The following is a 15,537-nucleotide window of genomic DNA, read 5'->3' as shown; positions in this document are numbered from 1 at the left end:
GTTATTCCGACAACTGTTGGAGATAAATATCAAACCATTCATCAGCATCTATTTGTGCCAAACCTTGTTGTTTAGATCGCTCGCGCATATTGTCTAAGACCGCACTATTATTTCCAATTTTCATTATTTTGTTGCAACATTCCAGCACATCGTCGGGATTATAGAATTCAGCGGCCCCATCAGCTAAGGCGATCGCATATTCTAAATTTGGAAGCATCAGAGGGCAAGCATAAAACATCGCCTCAATTATGGGGTTCCCAAACGTTTCACTTTTTGATGGAAAGATAAATAGGTCGGCAGACAAATACTCAGCCTGCAAGCTACTTTGCTCTACTTCACCAATATTCTCAATCGATTCGCGATTTTGTATAGTACTCAAAAACGCTTGAGCACCTGGCAAGTTATGATCCACAGTAACTCTAATCTCATGACGAAAGCCTTTAAGATTTAATTCGTCACTAAGCCTCACGAGAAACGAGTGATTTTTATGGGGATAAAAACGACTAACATATAGAATTCTAAACTTATGATTCAATTGTGTTTCTTTCTCACTTAAAACAGCTTTAGATTTTGTTAATTTAGCACTCAATGGATTCGGAATGATCTTGGTCTTGCCCTTATCATTAGGGTATTTTTCTAAGAACTTCTTTTCCATATAAGTACTTTGAACAATTACTTTATCAACATTAGCAACAGTCTTTTTGAATAACATACGCTTTAGTTTTTCTATTAACTTTTGTACGATTGGGAGTCGCTGAAACAACTCTTCATCAACCAAGTATGGGTGGTGCAGTAGCACTATTTTTTTTGTATTTGTTTCACTCGCTAAAAAATTCCCAAACGCGAGTATTGCGGCAACTTTGTTCTTTTTGAGCATGTTAGGGATATAAAGTTTATTCACTAGTAGAGCATTTAACATTGCGCCTAAAACACCGAATCGCTTTTTAACGAAAACAACTTTTACATTCGAAGTGAGCTCTACTGCTCGAAACTCTTGTAAATCGGGCAACAAAAATACAAACTGATGATCGCTTGAACACGCATTTTTTAGAAAATTCAAAGCTATATTCTTGGGACCCGCAGCATACTGGTTGGAAAAATTAACTAAATACATTGTTCGCCTTATTTAATTCTAATTTTTATTAGTAATGTCAGAATACTCAGCATGACTATAACTGTTAATAAATTAAAGACAAAGGCATTGGTTAATCCGAAATTTGTTACGACAATTATACAATATAAAAGTATTGTCTGGGGGGAATATGCTGACCTAATCATAATATTTTCGAACACCTTCAAAACAATCCCAGTAAGTGCAGCAAAAACAACTACACCTATAATTCCAAAATTAACATAGGGCCCTGTCATTCTGCTCAACGGCCAGCCAACCGGGAGCATTTTGTTAAATGCGGTCGGTGGATAAACGTCATAGCCATGAGCCAGTGCATAAATGTAAACCCCCTCATCGAGTGGCGGCTTTTCAGGATAAATGGAGCTTGGTATAAAGCCAGTAAAAAAATCCGACAGGCTTGCTCCAAACCAGAGTTTGTCTACACTGTCAAAATGTGAAAAGATAAACAGAGAGATGTCAATCTCACTGAACCTCTTAAAAACCTCTCCAATGTACTGAAAAGAATCTATAAACAACGTTCCTGGCGACTCCATATAGATCTCTATGGCTCCAGTTTTTCGCAGGACTGGAGCTAAAGATGCAAAAAATACTAAAAACGCCAAAAGAAAAACATTTTTTAAAGTTAATAGCTTTATTTTAGCAACCAAAAAATTCCAACTCATAGCAGCAAAAATCAACAACATCATAGGATTCTTTCTTTCACCAGATGAGCCTAATATTATGAAGCAAAGAGTGATTAAAAAAAACAAAGCAATTTTATCAACAAATAGAATTGTTGTTTTTTTGGAGAGGTATAAAATATAAAACCCGACCGTTAACATTGAAGTAATTAGAAAAGTATTTCTGTAAAAGGCTGTGCCTTGCACCGCTGTAGTTTTTGTACTTATATTAAGAATTAAATTTAGCAAGCCTCCTACTTTTGAAAGAAACGCGAGAAATACTAAAATTGTTAATAAACAAAAAAAGAGAGAAATATATCTATAACGGTTTACTGGTAAGTAGTTAATGGCATAAAAATTTGATACAAACCCCAATTGGAATTTAGTCTTTAGGATAAAATAAAATGCGATGGAAACAAAAAGGAACTTATAGAGGATGTGCTTGAAAAAGGCTGTATCTAGATCCGTTAAATTATACAAAACGTATCGATGAAGCTCATCGCTATTATTATAAATAAAGAATAAATAGGGGATTTCCGCTAAAGCGAAACATATAAATAGCATTGGTAAAGAAAAGTTATCTGTCGAGTAGCGCTTAGCCGCAATCAGAAAACAGATTAGGCAAGCTAAGTAAACGAAAACCCCTGTATTAATCAGCATAAACTTTAATTTTCTTAGCTGGAACTCCCGCATAAATTGACTTCGGAACTAATGCATCTTTTGTAAGTACACTATTTGCAGCTACAATTGTATTGCTGGCAATCTCTTTCGCTGTCTCTAAAATTGTCGATTGTGAACCGAGCCAAACACCCTCGTTGATTTTTTTATCTAACGCTCTCGGAGCGCTTCGAGGATCGTAACCATGCGTATGAGTATATATAAACACTTTCTCAGATATAAGAGTACAACTTTTAATAAGTAGATTACCAGTATGGTCGATGTGGCAATCTGCACCAATATGAACATTATCTTCTATCTGGAGCTCGCCAACAAAGTTCTCACTATTGATAAATGTATTTTTAGCAATAAAGACATTCTTCCCAACTGAGACTCTAGCTGGACTTTCTATATGACAACCAAACTCTATTACCGTACCTGCTCCACACTCTTTCAAGAAAAAACGATAAAAAAGAGTATTACCTCTATTCATCACGTACTTAGTAGTACGAAATGGCAGCCTTACTAGAAAAAGTATTAATCCACTATTATTAATTAGACTCTTTAAGCGTCGAAGTATCATTTTCTTTCTTCCAAAATAAATATAAATAAATAACAGTTGAAGCTCCGTAATAGACAATAAAACTAATTGTCAAATCAATAGAGGTTTTCTCACTACAAAACAGGAAAAATAACATTGCAAAGCCAGACAGTGAAGAGACAATTGTGAGATTAGTTCTGTTATTCATAAGGATGAAGTAGCGATTAAAGACAATCGCAAACCCATATGGAACTAGACAAAAGCTAATCATTCTAATTTCACTAATTGAATAGTTTTCACCGAATATTAAAACTAAATACTCAGAAGAAAAAAAGATTATTATTGTCCCGACTACCGCTAAAGAGAGCACAACTGAAACTTTTTGGATTAACATTTTTCGAATCGAGCTTTCTAATTGCAACGTTGACATTTTAGTTAAAAATATATTGGTAACAGAATTTAGAACTAACATTGCTACAATAAAAAATTGAAATGCGACATCAAAATAAGCTAGCTGTGTCAATCCATCCTCTGTCGCAGTAACAATTAATCTTGCAACTAGGAATACAACAGCATTAATTAAACTAGCTATTATCAATGGCATCAATGAAGTAAAAGCAGCCAAAGCCTTAGTGTGAAAATAGATTTTAACCGCTTGTAAAACAGCACTAACCTCTGAAAACTTTTTGTATGTAATGAACCCTTTGATCACTATTTCCAAGAACTGGAACATGACAAGAGCTAACACCCCACCAAAAACCCCCAAACCCTCAATCAAAACTTTAGCAGCAAGAAGACCTATGACTACCGATAGTGAACTAATGCTGAGCAATAGTTTGTATTCTTGTCGCCCCATAAGCAAAGCAGTGAAAAGACCGTTAATGAACATGAATATAACAAGAACCCCTGAGCTCCCAATAAGTTCGTTAAAATCTGGCTCTAGCCCCCAAATAGATATGCTCATGATGATTAACGTTTGAAAACTCAACAAAAATAGACAGATTACTAACAACGATAAAAACTTTACGAGTATAGAATAACTATATCCATGCTTCGCAGAATCCTTCATCAAAACAGGTAATACCGAGGAAGAGAAAATAGTATCTAAGAAATTAACAAACGACCTAATCAACACGAAACTCCCATACTCAGATGTTGTAGAGTTTCGAGCTAAAAAAATATTGACCAACATCACAAATGATTTAGCCACGATAGTGTAGCCAAACATTAAGAATGAATGAATGAATGTTTTTTTAAGCATCAATCAACTTCTTAACCCAATTTTCAACATATAAGTCTTGATATACGTCAATATTTAAATGAACGTATTCACAATCAAGGAATTCTTTGAGGCGTTCGCTCGTTAAACCTTCAGTGATTAGAACATTGTTGCAATGGTAGAACGGGTAGTTAACTATTTCCTTGTTGTTTGTAATCAACTTTTTTCTTAATCCGACGGCTTCAATTGTTCTCATCGTCAAACCATGCTGATTTTCATTACATATATCAACAACAACCGTTGCAGATTTCATTTTATCGATTAAGTCCTCAGTAGTTCTTTTTTTAAAGGAAATAGAACTTATCGGAATATCTCTAAACTCTTTTTTGAAGAGTTTATTAACTAAAAAAATCAGTCGACTAGGATAGAAAAAGAACAAAAAAGAAGGCTTTTTAGACACAGATTGAATTAACTTAGATAATTCGTTTATTTTCGAAAAACGATTTGAATGAACAGTCCCGGCAAAAAATGAAGAATAATCTAAAGAATTCATATCTCTCGCGTCTTTATCGTCAATTGAATGAAATAAAGGTAGAAGCTCTACATTGCTCATTTTTTTGGCATTATAACTGTCAAATGACTTGACGGTATCAAAGAATCGTAACTTTTTGATAGCTGATTTTGAATTTTCAAAGCTGTCCCAATTATAAAAAACAAACAGAGCGGCACTGTTTGTTTTTCTTAGCTTTTCCAACATCTCTGACGATAGCCCCTCACCCTTTATTACTAAGACAATATCGTATGATTTATTCCATTCGATATTATTGTTGAAGTACCGATTGGAAAGCTTCTCTCCCAAGGAAGGAAAAAGCCGAATAAAGCCTTTTACAAAAGGGTTTTCGGAGGGGATCTGATGAAGCCAATCTACACTATAACCAGCTTGATTCAGCCCTTTAATAATCTTGTTATAGTATCCAAATGCTTCGGGTGAAATAAAAAGTATTTTAAGCATCTACTAATTTTCTTTTGAAACTACTAATCATGACGGGTAAATCATCCAGGACGTTTCTTGGTTCTATGGAAAATATATCTTTCATTGCAGTGATATCCGTTTCCGGAAAGTAATCATCAGAACTACTCCCTTTCCAAAGCACCGAGCAACCAGTTTCCAAAGAAATAGTATCAGCGATTTGCTGAGCTGTTATATTTCGCCCAGACGCAACGTTAATCGTTCGATTTACTATTTGGTCATTCAAAGCGGACATTATGATTACATCAACTAAATCAAAAACAGAAACATAGTCTTTCGAATATGATGGAGAAATATACATCAAAATCGTTTTATAAATCAGTGCATCTCTGACAATAGAGGGCAAGAATAAAGGGCTTTCAAAGGCATCCCCATAAATATTGCTAGGCCTCAAAATTACATAAGGAGTAGTCCCGCACCTCAGCAACTCTTCTGAAACTATTTTAGATACATTGAAAAGTTTGCGCTCATCTAAAGACAAAACTTGTAAATCTGATTCCTCTTCACTGTCCTCACTGCCCATGTAAAGTCTAGTTGATGATAAGTATATAATTTTGCTAATTCGATGTTGCTTGAGGAGTTGTGATAAATACGTTGTGTTTGCATCCAACACATTTAAGGGAGTTTTCGCACAGTCTCCGTTACCAGAACAATAAACGAGTGTTCCTAGCTCTATTTGACCTTTAGAAACTGAGTCCTTTTTCAAAATTTGAAATTCTAGATTCTGTCTCTCTAATTCAAAAACTAAATGTTTTCCGACGAAGCCATTGGCTCCCACCACAGTAATCATAAGTCGCCCCAAACATCACCTAAGACTAGTTTTGCTTCACTTAAAGGTGGCAATGCACTGTCTTTATCTGACAGTAGAGTTTCGCCGTCGGGCCATTGTATATTCAATTCCTTATCATTGTAGATAACACCTCCCTCGTCGGAAGCGTCATAATACGATGTGCACTTGTAGTGAATCAGTGCAGTCTCACTAACCGTGTAGAAAGCGTGTGCAAAGCCCTCTGGAATATATAGCTGTTGTCGTGTCTCACTATTTAAGGAAATTCCAAAATGCTGACCAAACGTTGCTGAACTCGGACGCAAGTCTACAGCAACGTCCCAAACCTCTCCACTCAGACAACTAACAAGCTTTCCTTGTGGTTTTCTAACTTGGTAGTGTAGCCCCCTCAAGACACCTTTCGATGATTTTGAAACGTTTTCTTGTACAAAACCACCGGCAACACCTATTTCAGAGTTGAAGGTCTCTCTAAAAAACTCATGGAACTCTCCTCGTGAATCTTTAAAAATCTTAGGAGTCAATACATAAAGACCTGATAAACCAGTTTCTACAATTTTCATTTCCTAAAACCCTTTAGTCAGATTGAGCAGATATTGACCATAACCAGTTTTATGAAGCGCTTGCCCCTTTTTTTCAACTTGTTCAGCGCTTATCCAACCTTTTCTAAATGCAATTTCCTCTAGACAAGCGATTTTGAAGCCTTGTCTATTCTCAACGGTATGTACAAAATTACTAGCATCTATCAGTGAGTCATGAGTCCCGGTATCTAACCAAGCAAAACCTCTTCCCAATCTCTCAACATTTAGGCTTTTACGTTTCAGATATTCTTGATTTATAGATGTAATTTCTAACTCGCCTCGACTAGAAGGTTTGATCGTCTTAGCTATGTCAACAACGCTTGAATCATAAAAGTATAACCCTGTAACAGCCCAATTTGATTTTGGGTTCTTGGGTTTTTCTTCTAGTGAAACTGCGGAAAATGAAGAGTCGAACTCAACCACACCAAATCTTTCTGGATCCAATACTTGATAGCCAAAAACAGTCGCTCCATTTAAGTTTTTTGCCGCTCTTTCCAACTGTTGGCCGAATGATTGACCAAAAAATATATTATCGCCCAAAATCAGACAAACGTTCGAATCACCAATAAATGTTTCACCAATTAAAAATGCTTCAGCCAAGCCATTTGGCTCATTTTGTGTTTCATATGTTATTTTAATTCCATAATCTGACCCATTTCCTAAAAGTCTTTTGTAGGAGTCAAGGTCATTAGGTGTAGTGATTATTAGAACATCTTTGATGCCAGCCAACATAAGCACTGAAAGTGGGTAGTAAATCATTGGCTTATCATAGACTGGAAGTAATTGCTTCGAAATACTTTTGGTTATTGGATAAAGCCTAGTACCTGAACCACCAGCAAGAATAATACCCTTCATTTTATGACTCCATTCTGCTTAAAATTGCTTGCCACCAGTTTTTGTTAGATAGGAACCAAGAAACTGTTTCTTGAATTCCTGTTTCGAATGTCTCAACAGGTGACCAACCTAATTCCTTTTTAATTTTATTAGCGTTAATAGCATATCGAAGATCATGTCCAGGTCTATCTTTTACAAAAGAAACCAGCCCCTGTAATTCCTCTCTATTAATCTCCGGAGAAAACTGTGCAATTGCGTCCAATATCTTTTCTACAACTACAATATTTTCAATTTCGTTAAAACCTCCAATATTATATGTTTCCCCTACTTTACCTTTTTCAAGAACAGTAACTAAAGCTCTTGCATGGTCTTCGACGTATAACCAGTCGCGAATCTGCTTACCGTCACCATAGACAGGAATAGCCTGTCCACTAATCGCATTTATAATTGTTTGCGGAATCAACTTTTCAGGGAAATGAAAGGGTCCATAATTATTTGAACAGTTTGTAATAAGGGTGGGTAAGTTGTAGGTTCTTTGCCAAGCTCTTACTAAGTGATCGGAGCTAGCCTTGCTAGCTGAGTAAGGGCTGCTAGGATTATAAGGGGTGGTTTCTTCAAAAAGCGAGTCATCTAATTCTAGATCACCATAAACTTCATCAGTGGAAATGTGATGAAATCTAAATTTGCATTTATCTGATACACCAAGCTTATCAAAGAACTCGGCGCTAACTTGTAAAAGGTTAAAGGTACCAATAATGTTAGTCTCAAGAAACTTAAGAGGCCCGTCTATAGACCTGTCAACGTGCGACTCAGCAGCCAAGTGCATGACAGCCGTAGGTTTATATTCATTGAAGACCCGTTCTATTTCTGATTTTTCACATATATCTACCTTTTCAAAACGATAGCGCTCATTATTACTCACTTCAGCCAAGTTTCGTAAATTTCCAGCGTAAGTTAGGCTATCTATATTTAACACTGAATGCTCAGTATTCTTAATTATATGCCGGATTACGGCAGAACCGATAAATCCAGCCCCACCAGTTACTAAAATCTTCATATTGTTAGCACCTTTTCATGTGTAATTGATACCTTATCAAACTAAATCCTAGCAATACTAATGAGGTCAAAATAAAAATCATTGCTAAAATTAGTGCCCGTTGAGGCTTAAACCTTTTTTCAGGAATAACTGGTGGGTCAACAACTGTGAATGCATAGTCACGTTTAACCTTTGTGAGCATTAATGTTTTCGTTTGTTCTTCAATAAGAGAGTATAGCATTTTACGTATTTCTGAATTTTCTACTTGGCTCAGTTCACTTTCAAGAAACTGTATAGCCATCAACGATTCTTTAGAGTCTATATCTCTCATTCTTTCGTTAATTCTTTCAATAATTTTGTCTAGCCATTGCTTAGCTAAGTTCGGAGAGTAATGAACAATTGATAGCCTCACCATTCCATTTGTTTTATCTTCAGAAACCTTAAAAATTTCCAAAAACTCTTCAATTGCCTCTAAGTCACTTGGAGTTTGTGTTTTAGGAAAATTAACGTCCCTAACCCATTCTTTTTTTTCTACATTGTAAATCTGGTTATCGTAAAGAACTCGACCTGTGCTTGGCTGCCAGTTATTTGCTGCTAATATATCAGGCTTTAATTTTTCATCGTTTATGAAATTACGGAGAAAAACTCTGGATTTGATAGTTTCCAATGCCATTGTAGTTTTTTCATTCCCAGAAGAACCAACATCAACTCCTGCTAATGCGGCGAGGTTGCCTAATTGACCGGGTATAGCCAAAGCACCAGGGTCAGAGTTGGGCAACAATAATACATTCGCTTTGTACATATTTGGCAAATTAATCACTACGTAAACACCAACAGACATGATAAAAACTAAGCAGAAAAACACTGGAACAAACGAAAATTTTATCGATTCCAAAACAAAGAGTATGCTTATTCCTTCGCTTCCATGCTCAGAATTGGGTGTGCTATGTTCAGAAACTCCGCTAATAGGCTCAGTGCTCATCACAAACTCCCAATAGCAGCCAACGCCACCGCAGTCTGATAAATTATCTGCGTAACACCCTGCCATAACGATATGTTGTCATAGTTTGTAACATCTCTAGGCACAACGATAGTGTCACCAGGCTCTAATACATTTTCTTGCCCTGAAGAAAACCAGAAGTTCGAATCAGGCACTTTCACAGAACCGTTGGCTTTCACAATATAGATTTTTGATGTATCACCATACTCTCTGGCACCACCCGCTAAGTCGATGTAATCGTTAACAGAAAGTGCTGGGTCAAACATATTGGTGGTAGATACAAATACCTCACCAATAACGGAGACCGCAGGTGTGATATTTGGAATAGCTAAAACATCGCCGTTTTTGACCAATATATCGGCAGATGAGTCACCGTCAATAATTCTACGTAAATCGATTACCATACGACCCACTGGTTCTACTTTGCTAAGGTCATCCAAGACGTCAGTGGCATTTTGATAATCAATAGTTTTAGAGAATTGGCTATTGCTTAAATTATTATTTGCTAGTTGCTGGCGCAAGTCTTCTACAGTCTTATCAATATTTTCTCGCTCTTTTTGCTTCAGCTCTTCACGGCTAAAAACAGCACCTCTAATACTCGCCTTATTAGTAAGACCGCCTGCTCTTTGAATAATATTAGAGAGTGTTTCACCCTCAGAGACTTGATAGCGTCCTGGAAAAACAACCTCGCCTTTCAGTTCAATTACGTTGTTCTCATACCATTGAGGTATACGAACTACGCTAAATGTATCTTTTGATTGAATGGCTATTTGTTCGTCTTTTGATAATGCCAATTGCTTGAGCAGATTGACCTTTTGATGCTTTACACCCGACACTCCGTCGTTCATCGTAACGCGTGACAACTCTGCTGACTCAAGATGCGCAGACTCATTAACACCTCCAGCAGCAGTGATTAAATTTGCTACCACAAATTGCTCTGCAATAGGATAAACGCCAGGGAACTTAACCTGCCCAGAAATTTCAGCTAACTGCACAGGCAAAGTACTACTTGCTTCGTTCTTCAGTCTAGCTATCAAAGGTGCTAACAGAGCTTTCCTCGAAAAGTCTCTTGAATCTTTACTCTCAAACGCTTTGGTCGTAAACCTATCACTTTCAATTTTTTGTAAAAAATCTGCGTCGCCCGCTTTAAGATCGTCTTCAGACGCCTTTATGTCACCGTCAGTAATGTCAGATGCAGCGCCATCAATAACATCTTGCCCAACTCGATTAAATACTAAAACTTCATCAAAAGCCTGTAGTTCTAAATTGTATTGACCTGTAATGACTTCCTCTGGTCTAAACTGGATTACCGTTGTTTTTTTATCAAACCGTCCTTTTCTCGCAACAAGGGCATAACTTAAATCAGTGTTTGAAAGAATAGTCTTTTTATTAATAATTTGGTTCAATTTGAGGCCGTTCTGCGCGATTATCGACGGAACATTAATAGCACCATTAACAATAATTGCATTATTGAACTCTTGATTGGCCGCTGGCACTCTCAAGAAATCGCCATTCTCTAAACGTTGACTAACTGCAGCTTTGTCATTACTAGAAATAGTTTTAATTGTCAGGCCATCAATAGCAGAGTTATGAACGAGTTGAAGCGAGTTTCTATCAGCTCTGGGCAAAAAGCCACCGACTAACTCGAGCAGATCAGAAACAGTCTCTCCTGGTTTCATTTCATAAATAGCTGGGCGTCTAACTTCTCCGTCAACCGATACAATATTTTGAGCAGTAGGGACAAACAACACATCACCTTGCTCTAATCTTGCATCGTTTGATGTATCGCCAAAAACGATTAAATCGTATAAATCAAAGGTTGCAACAGTTTTACCGTTGCGCTTTAATTCAATGTTTCGCAGTGAGCCTATATTATTTACGCCACCACTATTAATTAGGGCAGTTGTGATAGTGGACAAGCCGCTTATAGTCAAAGGACCAGGCTGATAAACCTCACCTACTAAGAAAATCTGAATAGTGCGTAGTTGCCCCATTGAGACGTATGGTGTGACACCTATTTTCTGCTGTTCGTATTTTTGCTTCACTAACTCTTTTAGTTCATTAAAACTAGTGCCAGCAACATTAAGAGGGCCTAATTCAGGAATATCAATATTTCCTTCATTATTTACCGTTAACTCGAAATCCCCAGACTCTTTGCCAAACAATTGAAGCTTGACCGAGTCACCGGGACCAATCACGTAATTAGATGGTACAGGAGTGTTGGATGCAGGTTTTGCAGCTTCTTGTCTGTTTTCAAAAATATCATACCCGAAAGGCTCTAACTTCGCAGAGGCACTCTCAATATTGCTCTGCTTTGCTAATTCACCTGCGACTTCTTTTGTATCAACCTCGCGAGCAACAAAATCAACTTCATTGCTCGCAGTGTCTGAATTCGCATTCTGAGCACCACCACGCAGGATCGATAAGTCAAACCCCATTTGTTTAGCAAGCTGCTCTTGCTGGTCTCTAGGTAAATTTTTAAATTGCTCTATTTGTTGTGGCGATGGTGAAAATGATTGAGCTAGCGCTGATTGCGGAACAAATGAAAGCGAAATTAGAGTGGTTGCAACTAAAGCAGTAAAAAATCGGTTCAAACACAAAGACTTAAAATGCACAGTTATTTTCTCTCTCATTTGTCAACACTTCCAAAATTCCTGCAACCTTGCAGATTTTTCCATTGGGGCGAGATCCTACTTAAAACCACACGAATTGTCACACCTATTCGTAAACTTTTGGCCCTTTTTCGAATGATTACGTATTCAAGGCCATTTTTTAACAAACTTGCAACTCTTGTGACTATCACTGCATAATGCGAGCGGACAAATAAAAATAACAACAATAGTTATCAAGGAACAAAAATGACGATAGAAAGAGAAAATGACACACGTTTTGTGGGTCATCCTATGGGTCTGCTTACGCTAGCTGGTACTGAAATGTGGGAACGCATGAGCTACTACGGTATGCGTGCATTGCTAGTCCTGTTCATGGTATTGGCTTTGGAAGAAGGTGGCTTAGGCTTAACCGTCGCAACAGCTTCTGCAATTTATGGTCTATATACCGGTGCAGTTTATTTCTTCGGACTACCCGGCGGTTGGATAGCTGACCGTTTAATTGGTGGTCAAAAAGCAGTTTTCTATGGCGGAATAATCATCATGATCGGCCATATTATTCTTGCAATTCCATCTGAATCTACATTTTTTATCGGATTAATTTTTGTAGTCTTAGGTACAGGTCTCCTAAAGCCAAACATTGGTGCTATGGTTGGTCAACTATACTCACCAACAGATTCTCGCCGAGATAGTGCATACACAATCTATTATATGGGTATTAACATTGGCTCATTGATTGGTTACGGTGTGTGCGGTTACTTACAAGTAAACATGGGCTATCACTGGGCATTTGGTGCTGCAGCGGTTGGTATGGGTCTCGGTTTGATTCAATACAAATTGACACTCAATAACATCGAAGGTGTATCTGATAAACCTGTCGTTCCCCTCACCCCACAAGCAGAAAAGAAAGCTTACACTGCAATTGTTGGCTTCATAATCGGTTTGGCTGTATTAACAGTACTAATTTACACAAACGTTATTGGTTTCGATCCTGTTGTCGTCGCAAAACAAGTCGCCGTGGCAATCACAACAATATTTTTGGTTTATTTTGCGTACATTTATTTTGGCGGTAATCTCAACGCTGATGAGAAGAAGCGCATGGGTGCACTATTCCTAATCTGTTTAGCATCAACGTGTTTCTGGGCTGGTTTTGAACAAGCAGGTTCGTCGCTTAACTTATTCGGTCAAGATTATACGCAACGCATGATTGGCGATTTCGAAATTCCACCTGCATGGTTCCAGTCCGCGAACTCAATCTTCATCATTATACTGTCACCATTTTTTGCATATATGTGGATGGCACTCGGTAAGAGAATGATCGAGCCAAGTTATAGTGTGAAGTGTGCTGTTGGTTTAATCATCATGGCATCTGGCTTCATCGTCATGTTCTTTGCTGCACAGCTTGCTGCAAGCGGCCTGAAAGTAGCTCCTTACTGGTTGGTGGCAACATACTTCCTTCATACTGTGGGTGAATTATGGTTAAGCCCAGTCGCTTTAAGTGCTGTGAGCAAGTTATCTCCGAAGCGTTTTGCAGGTCAAATGATGGGCGTGTTCGTTCTAACCTACTCAATGGGAAGTATCATCGCTGGTATCTTTGCTGGTAAATTCGACCCAGAACAAGTTGACCAAATGCCTGGTTTGTACTTACAAATCACTTACTTCAGTGTGGCAATCGGCATTGTATTGCTGTTATTGTCGCTGAAAACAGGCAAATGGGAGAAGTTGGCCGAGAAAGAAGAAGCCAGCTAACACTTTCGAACAAAACTAAAAGCTAACAAGAATTAAAAAGCAGTGTTTAACGACACTGCTTTTTTTGTGCCTAAAACATACAATTAATCAGGTGTCTGATGTATCCTTACTGGTATTCAAAGTAAGAACAACGATCTTATTTCAATAAAAGCGCTATAAAAGTACTTTTACCAAGCATTGTTTCTGAAGGTACATCCATTGAAAATCTATACATCCACAAAAAATATTCCAAAACTTGAAGGAAAGCCTCTAACTGAGAGGATGGCCTTGTTAGAAGACGCAGCTAAAAAAATGAGCGTACCGGAAAAAACACTCTTAAACGTATTAAAACTATGCGTACTGATCCCTGTGTTTATCTTTCTATTGCGTATATCGACTGACTGGACTTCCATGGTCTGGGCGGCGCTAATCTTGCTTCTATATCCAATACTCGTGAAACCTATTCAATATTCTATTAGTGCCAAATATTTACAGTAGCACATTTGTCACATTTATCAGATAATATAAATATTCAATCGTTAATCAGGGAGCATAATATGAAATCAATCTTAGTCACCGGCGGCACAGGGTATATTGGCAGTCACACAGTACTCCAATTACTAGACGCTAACTTCGAGGTGATTATCCTTGATAACTTTTCAAACTCTTCTGACGAAAGTTTAAAACGAGTCGAAAAGCTGACTGGAAAGCAGGCGAAGCTTTATGAAGGCGATATCAGAGATTCCGACTTGCTGAATACAATTTTCACCTCGCACAAAATTGATGGTGTTATCCACTTCGCTGGTTTGAAGGCAGTAGGCGAATCTGTAGAAAAGCCACTGATGTATTACGAGAACAACGTTTACGGCACATTAAATCTATGTAAGGCGATGGCTGAGCATGGCGTAAAGAACATTGTATTTAGCTCATCTGCAACTGTTTACGGTGACCCTGTCGTTTTACCTTTAAATGAAAACTTGCCCACAGGAACGCCTACTAACCCATATGGGCAGTCAAAGTTAATGGTCGAGCTTATGCTCAAAGATTTATACAAAGCTGATAGCGAATGGAATATCGTATTGCTACGCTACTTCAATCCGGCTGGCGCCCACCCAAGTGGATTAATTGGTGAAGATCCAAATGGTATCCCAAACAATCTTATGCCATTCATCACCCAAGTTGCGACAGGAAAGCGCGAGTTCTTAAGCGTATTTGGGGACGACTACGATACACCTGATGGCACAGGCGTGCGCGATTACATCCATGTTGATGACCTAGCGAATGGACATTTGAAAGCCCTTAATAAGCTTTCAGATAAAGCGGGTTTAGTGACATACAACTTGGGCACAGGACAAGGTTATAGTGTCTTAGAAATGGTCACTAATTTCGAGAAAGCTTCTGGCCAAAAGGTCCCTTACAAAATCACCCCTCGTCGTAGTGGCGACGTAGCTGCGTGTTACGCAGATCCGAAACTAGCCGCTGAAGAGCTAGGTTGGACAGCCAACAAAGGCTTAAAAGAAATGTGCGAAGACAGCTGGCGCTGGCAGTCGACCAACCCCAACGGTTATAAATAGCAAAAAAGGGGTCAGAGTTAATTTCTTAGTGCTCGCAGTTTGAGTAGGCCTTTGCCAATAGAAACCTTCAAACGGCAAGGATGCCGTTTGGGAGCGGGCAGGATGCCGAAAAGCGCGTTTCTATTGGTAAAGGACTTCTCAGACTTGGAAGAG

14 protein-coding genes are annotated in these 15,537 nt (G+C 38.1%); 3 read left to right on the top strand and 11 right to left on the bottom strand.

The window, feature by feature from the left end; all coding sequences use genetic code 11:
• Position 1: 1 nt before the first annotated feature.
• From RM556_RS05230 to RM556_RS05180, 11 genes are all read right to left on the bottom strand, one after another.
• Positions 2-1,114, bottom strand: a complete 1,113-nt coding sequence (locus RM556_RS05230; RefSeq protein ID WP_311374053.1) for a glycosyltransferase — start codon at positions 1,112-1,114, stop codon at positions 2-4.
• An 8-nt stretch (positions 1,115-1,122) separates the two neighbouring features.
• A complete protein-coding gene (locus tag RM556_RS05225) occupies positions 1,123-2,451 on the bottom strand; it encodes an O-antigen polymerase (protein ID WP_311374052.1) in 1,329 nt (442 codons plus the stop codon).
• Entirely contained in the window at positions 2,441-2,941 is a 501-nt protein-coding gene (locus RM556_RS05220; protein ID WP_311374051.1) for an acyltransferase, read from the bottom strand. Before RM556_RS05220 ends, RM556_RS05225 begins: the two co-directional genes overlap by 11 nt.
• Positions 2,942-2,999: 58 nt before the next feature.
• Positions 3,000-3,953 carry a hypothetical protein gene (locus RM556_RS05215; protein WP_311374050.1) on the bottom strand — a complete coding sequence of 318 codons (954 nt, stop codon included), beginning with the start codon at positions 3,951-3,953 and terminating at the stop codon, positions 3,000-3,002.
• A 289-nt stretch (positions 3,954-4,242) separates the two neighbouring features.
• Complete coding sequence (locus RM556_RS05210; protein WP_311374049.1) at positions 4,243-5,220, bottom strand: hypothetical protein; 978 nt, start codon at positions 5,218-5,220, stop codon at positions 4,243-4,245.
• Complete coding sequence (locus RM556_RS05205; protein WP_311374048.1) at positions 5,213-6,028, bottom strand: SDR family oxidoreductase; 816 nt, start codon at positions 6,026-6,028, stop codon at positions 5,213-5,215. Before RM556_RS05205 ends, RM556_RS05210 begins: the two co-directional genes overlap by 8 nt.
• On the bottom strand, positions 6,025-6,585 hold the full coding sequence (gene rfbC / locus RM556_RS05200; protein ID WP_311374047.1) for a dTDP-4-dehydrorhamnose 3,5-epimerase: 561 nt from the start codon (positions 6,583-6,585) through the stop codon (positions 6,025-6,027). Before rfbC ends, RM556_RS05205 begins: the two co-directional genes overlap by 4 nt.
• Before the next feature lie 3 nt (positions 6,586-6,588).
• Positions 6,589-7,458, bottom strand: coding sequence for a glucose-1-phosphate thymidylyltransferase RfbA (gene rfbA, locus RM556_RS05195; RefSeq protein ID WP_311374046.1), 870 nt, complete (start codon positions 7,456-7,458; stop codon positions 6,589-6,591).
• Position 7,459: 1 nt separating this feature from the next.
• Entirely contained in the window at positions 7,460-8,494 is a 1,035-nt protein-coding gene (gene rfbB / locus RM556_RS05190; protein WP_311374045.1) for a dTDP-glucose 4,6-dehydratase, read from the bottom strand.
• A 4-nt stretch (positions 8,495-8,498) separates the two neighbouring features.
• Positions 8,499-9,455 (bottom strand): LPS O-antigen length regulator, encoded by a 957-nt coding sequence (locus tag RM556_RS05185; RefSeq protein ID WP_311374044.1) that lies wholly within the window; start codon positions 9,453-9,455, stop codon positions 8,499-8,501.
• On the bottom strand, positions 9,455-12,106 hold the full coding sequence (locus RM556_RS05180) for an SLBB domain-containing protein (protein ID WP_311374043.1): 2,652 nt from the start codon (positions 12,104-12,106) through the stop codon (positions 9,455-9,457). Before RM556_RS05180 ends, RM556_RS05185 begins: the two co-directional genes overlap by 1 nt.
• Before the next feature lie 225 nt (positions 12,107-12,331).
• Here RM556_RS05180 and RM556_RS05175 point away from each other — a divergent pair, with 225 nt between their 5' ends.
• The 3 genes from RM556_RS05175 (at position 12,332) to galE (ending at position 15,384) form a co-directional block, all read left to right on the top strand.
• On the top strand, positions 12,332-13,831 hold the full coding sequence (locus RM556_RS05175) for a peptide MFS transporter (protein ID WP_311361462.1): 1,500 nt from the start codon (positions 12,332-12,334) through the stop codon (positions 13,829-13,831).
• A gap of 198 nt (positions 13,832-14,029) precedes the next feature.
• Positions 14,030-14,308 (top strand): DUF6170 family protein, encoded by a 279-nt coding sequence (locus tag RM556_RS05170; protein WP_311361461.1) that lies wholly within the window; start codon positions 14,030-14,032, stop codon positions 14,306-14,308.
• Between the two features lie 59 nt (positions 14,309-14,367).
• Entirely contained in the window at positions 14,368-15,384 is a 1,017-nt protein-coding gene (gene galE, locus RM556_RS05165; RefSeq protein WP_311361460.1) for a UDP-glucose 4-epimerase GalE, read from the top strand.
• Positions 15,385-15,537: the final 153 nt, after the last annotated feature.

This window comes from Alteromonas sp. W364, assembly GCF_031846205.1.
Taxonomy (GTDB): domain Bacteria; phylum Pseudomonadota; class Gammaproteobacteria; order Enterobacterales; family Alteromonadaceae; genus Glaciecola; species Glaciecola blandensis.
Note: the sequence above shows the minus strand (reverse complement) of the source record. Positions and strands in the feature narration are given on the sequence as shown.

Excerpts from the sequence above, each read along its gene's own strand:
- RM556_RS05230 (WP_311374053.1), bottom strand. The coding sequence starts at position 1,114 with ATGTATTTAGTTAATTTTTCCAACCAGTATGCTGCGGGTCCCAAGAAT.
- RM556_RS05225 (WP_311374052.1), bottom strand. The coding sequence starts at position 2,451 with ATGCTGATTAATACAGGGGTTTTCGTTTACTTAGCTTGCCTAATCTGT.
- RM556_RS05220 (WP_311374051.1), bottom strand. The coding sequence starts at position 2,941 with ATGAATAGAGGTAATACTCTTTTTTATCGTTTTTTCTTGAAAGAGTGT.
- RM556_RS05215 (WP_311374050.1), bottom strand. The coding sequence starts at position 3,953 with ATGAGCATATCTATTTGGGGGCTAGAGCCAGATTTTAACGAACTTATT.
- RM556_RS05210 (WP_311374049.1), bottom strand. The coding sequence starts at position 5,220 with ATGCTTAAAATACTTTTTATTTCACCCGAAGCATTTGGATACTATAAC.
- RM556_RS05205 (WP_311374048.1), bottom strand. The coding sequence starts at position 6,028 with ATGATTACTGTGGTGGGAGCCAATGGCTTCGTCGGAAAACATTTAGTT.
- rfbC (WP_311374047.1), bottom strand. The coding sequence starts at position 6,585 with ATGAAAATTGTAGAAACTGGTTTATCAGGTCTTTATGTATTGACTCCT.
- rfbA (WP_311374046.1), bottom strand. The coding sequence starts at position 7,458 with ATGAAGGGTATTATTCTTGCTGGTGGTTCAGGTACTAGGCTTTATCCA.
- rfbB (WP_311374045.1), bottom strand. The coding sequence starts at position 8,494 with ATGAAGATTTTAGTAACTGGTGGGGCTGGATTTATCGGTTCTGCCGTA.
- RM556_RS05185 (WP_311374044.1), bottom strand. The coding sequence starts at position 9,455 with ATGAGCACTGAGCCTATTAGCGGAGTTTCTGAACATAGCACACCCAAT.
- RM556_RS05180 (WP_311374043.1), bottom strand. The coding sequence starts at position 12,106 with ATGAGAGAGAAAATAACTGTGCATTTTAAGTCTTTGTGTTTGAACCGA.
- RM556_RS05175 (WP_311361462.1), top strand. The coding sequence starts at position 12,332 with ATGACGATAGAAAGAGAAAATGACACACGTTTTGTGGGTCATCCTATG.
- galE (WP_311361460.1), top strand. The coding sequence starts at position 14,368 with ATGAAATCAATCTTAGTCACCGGCGGCACAGGGTATATTGGCAGTCAC.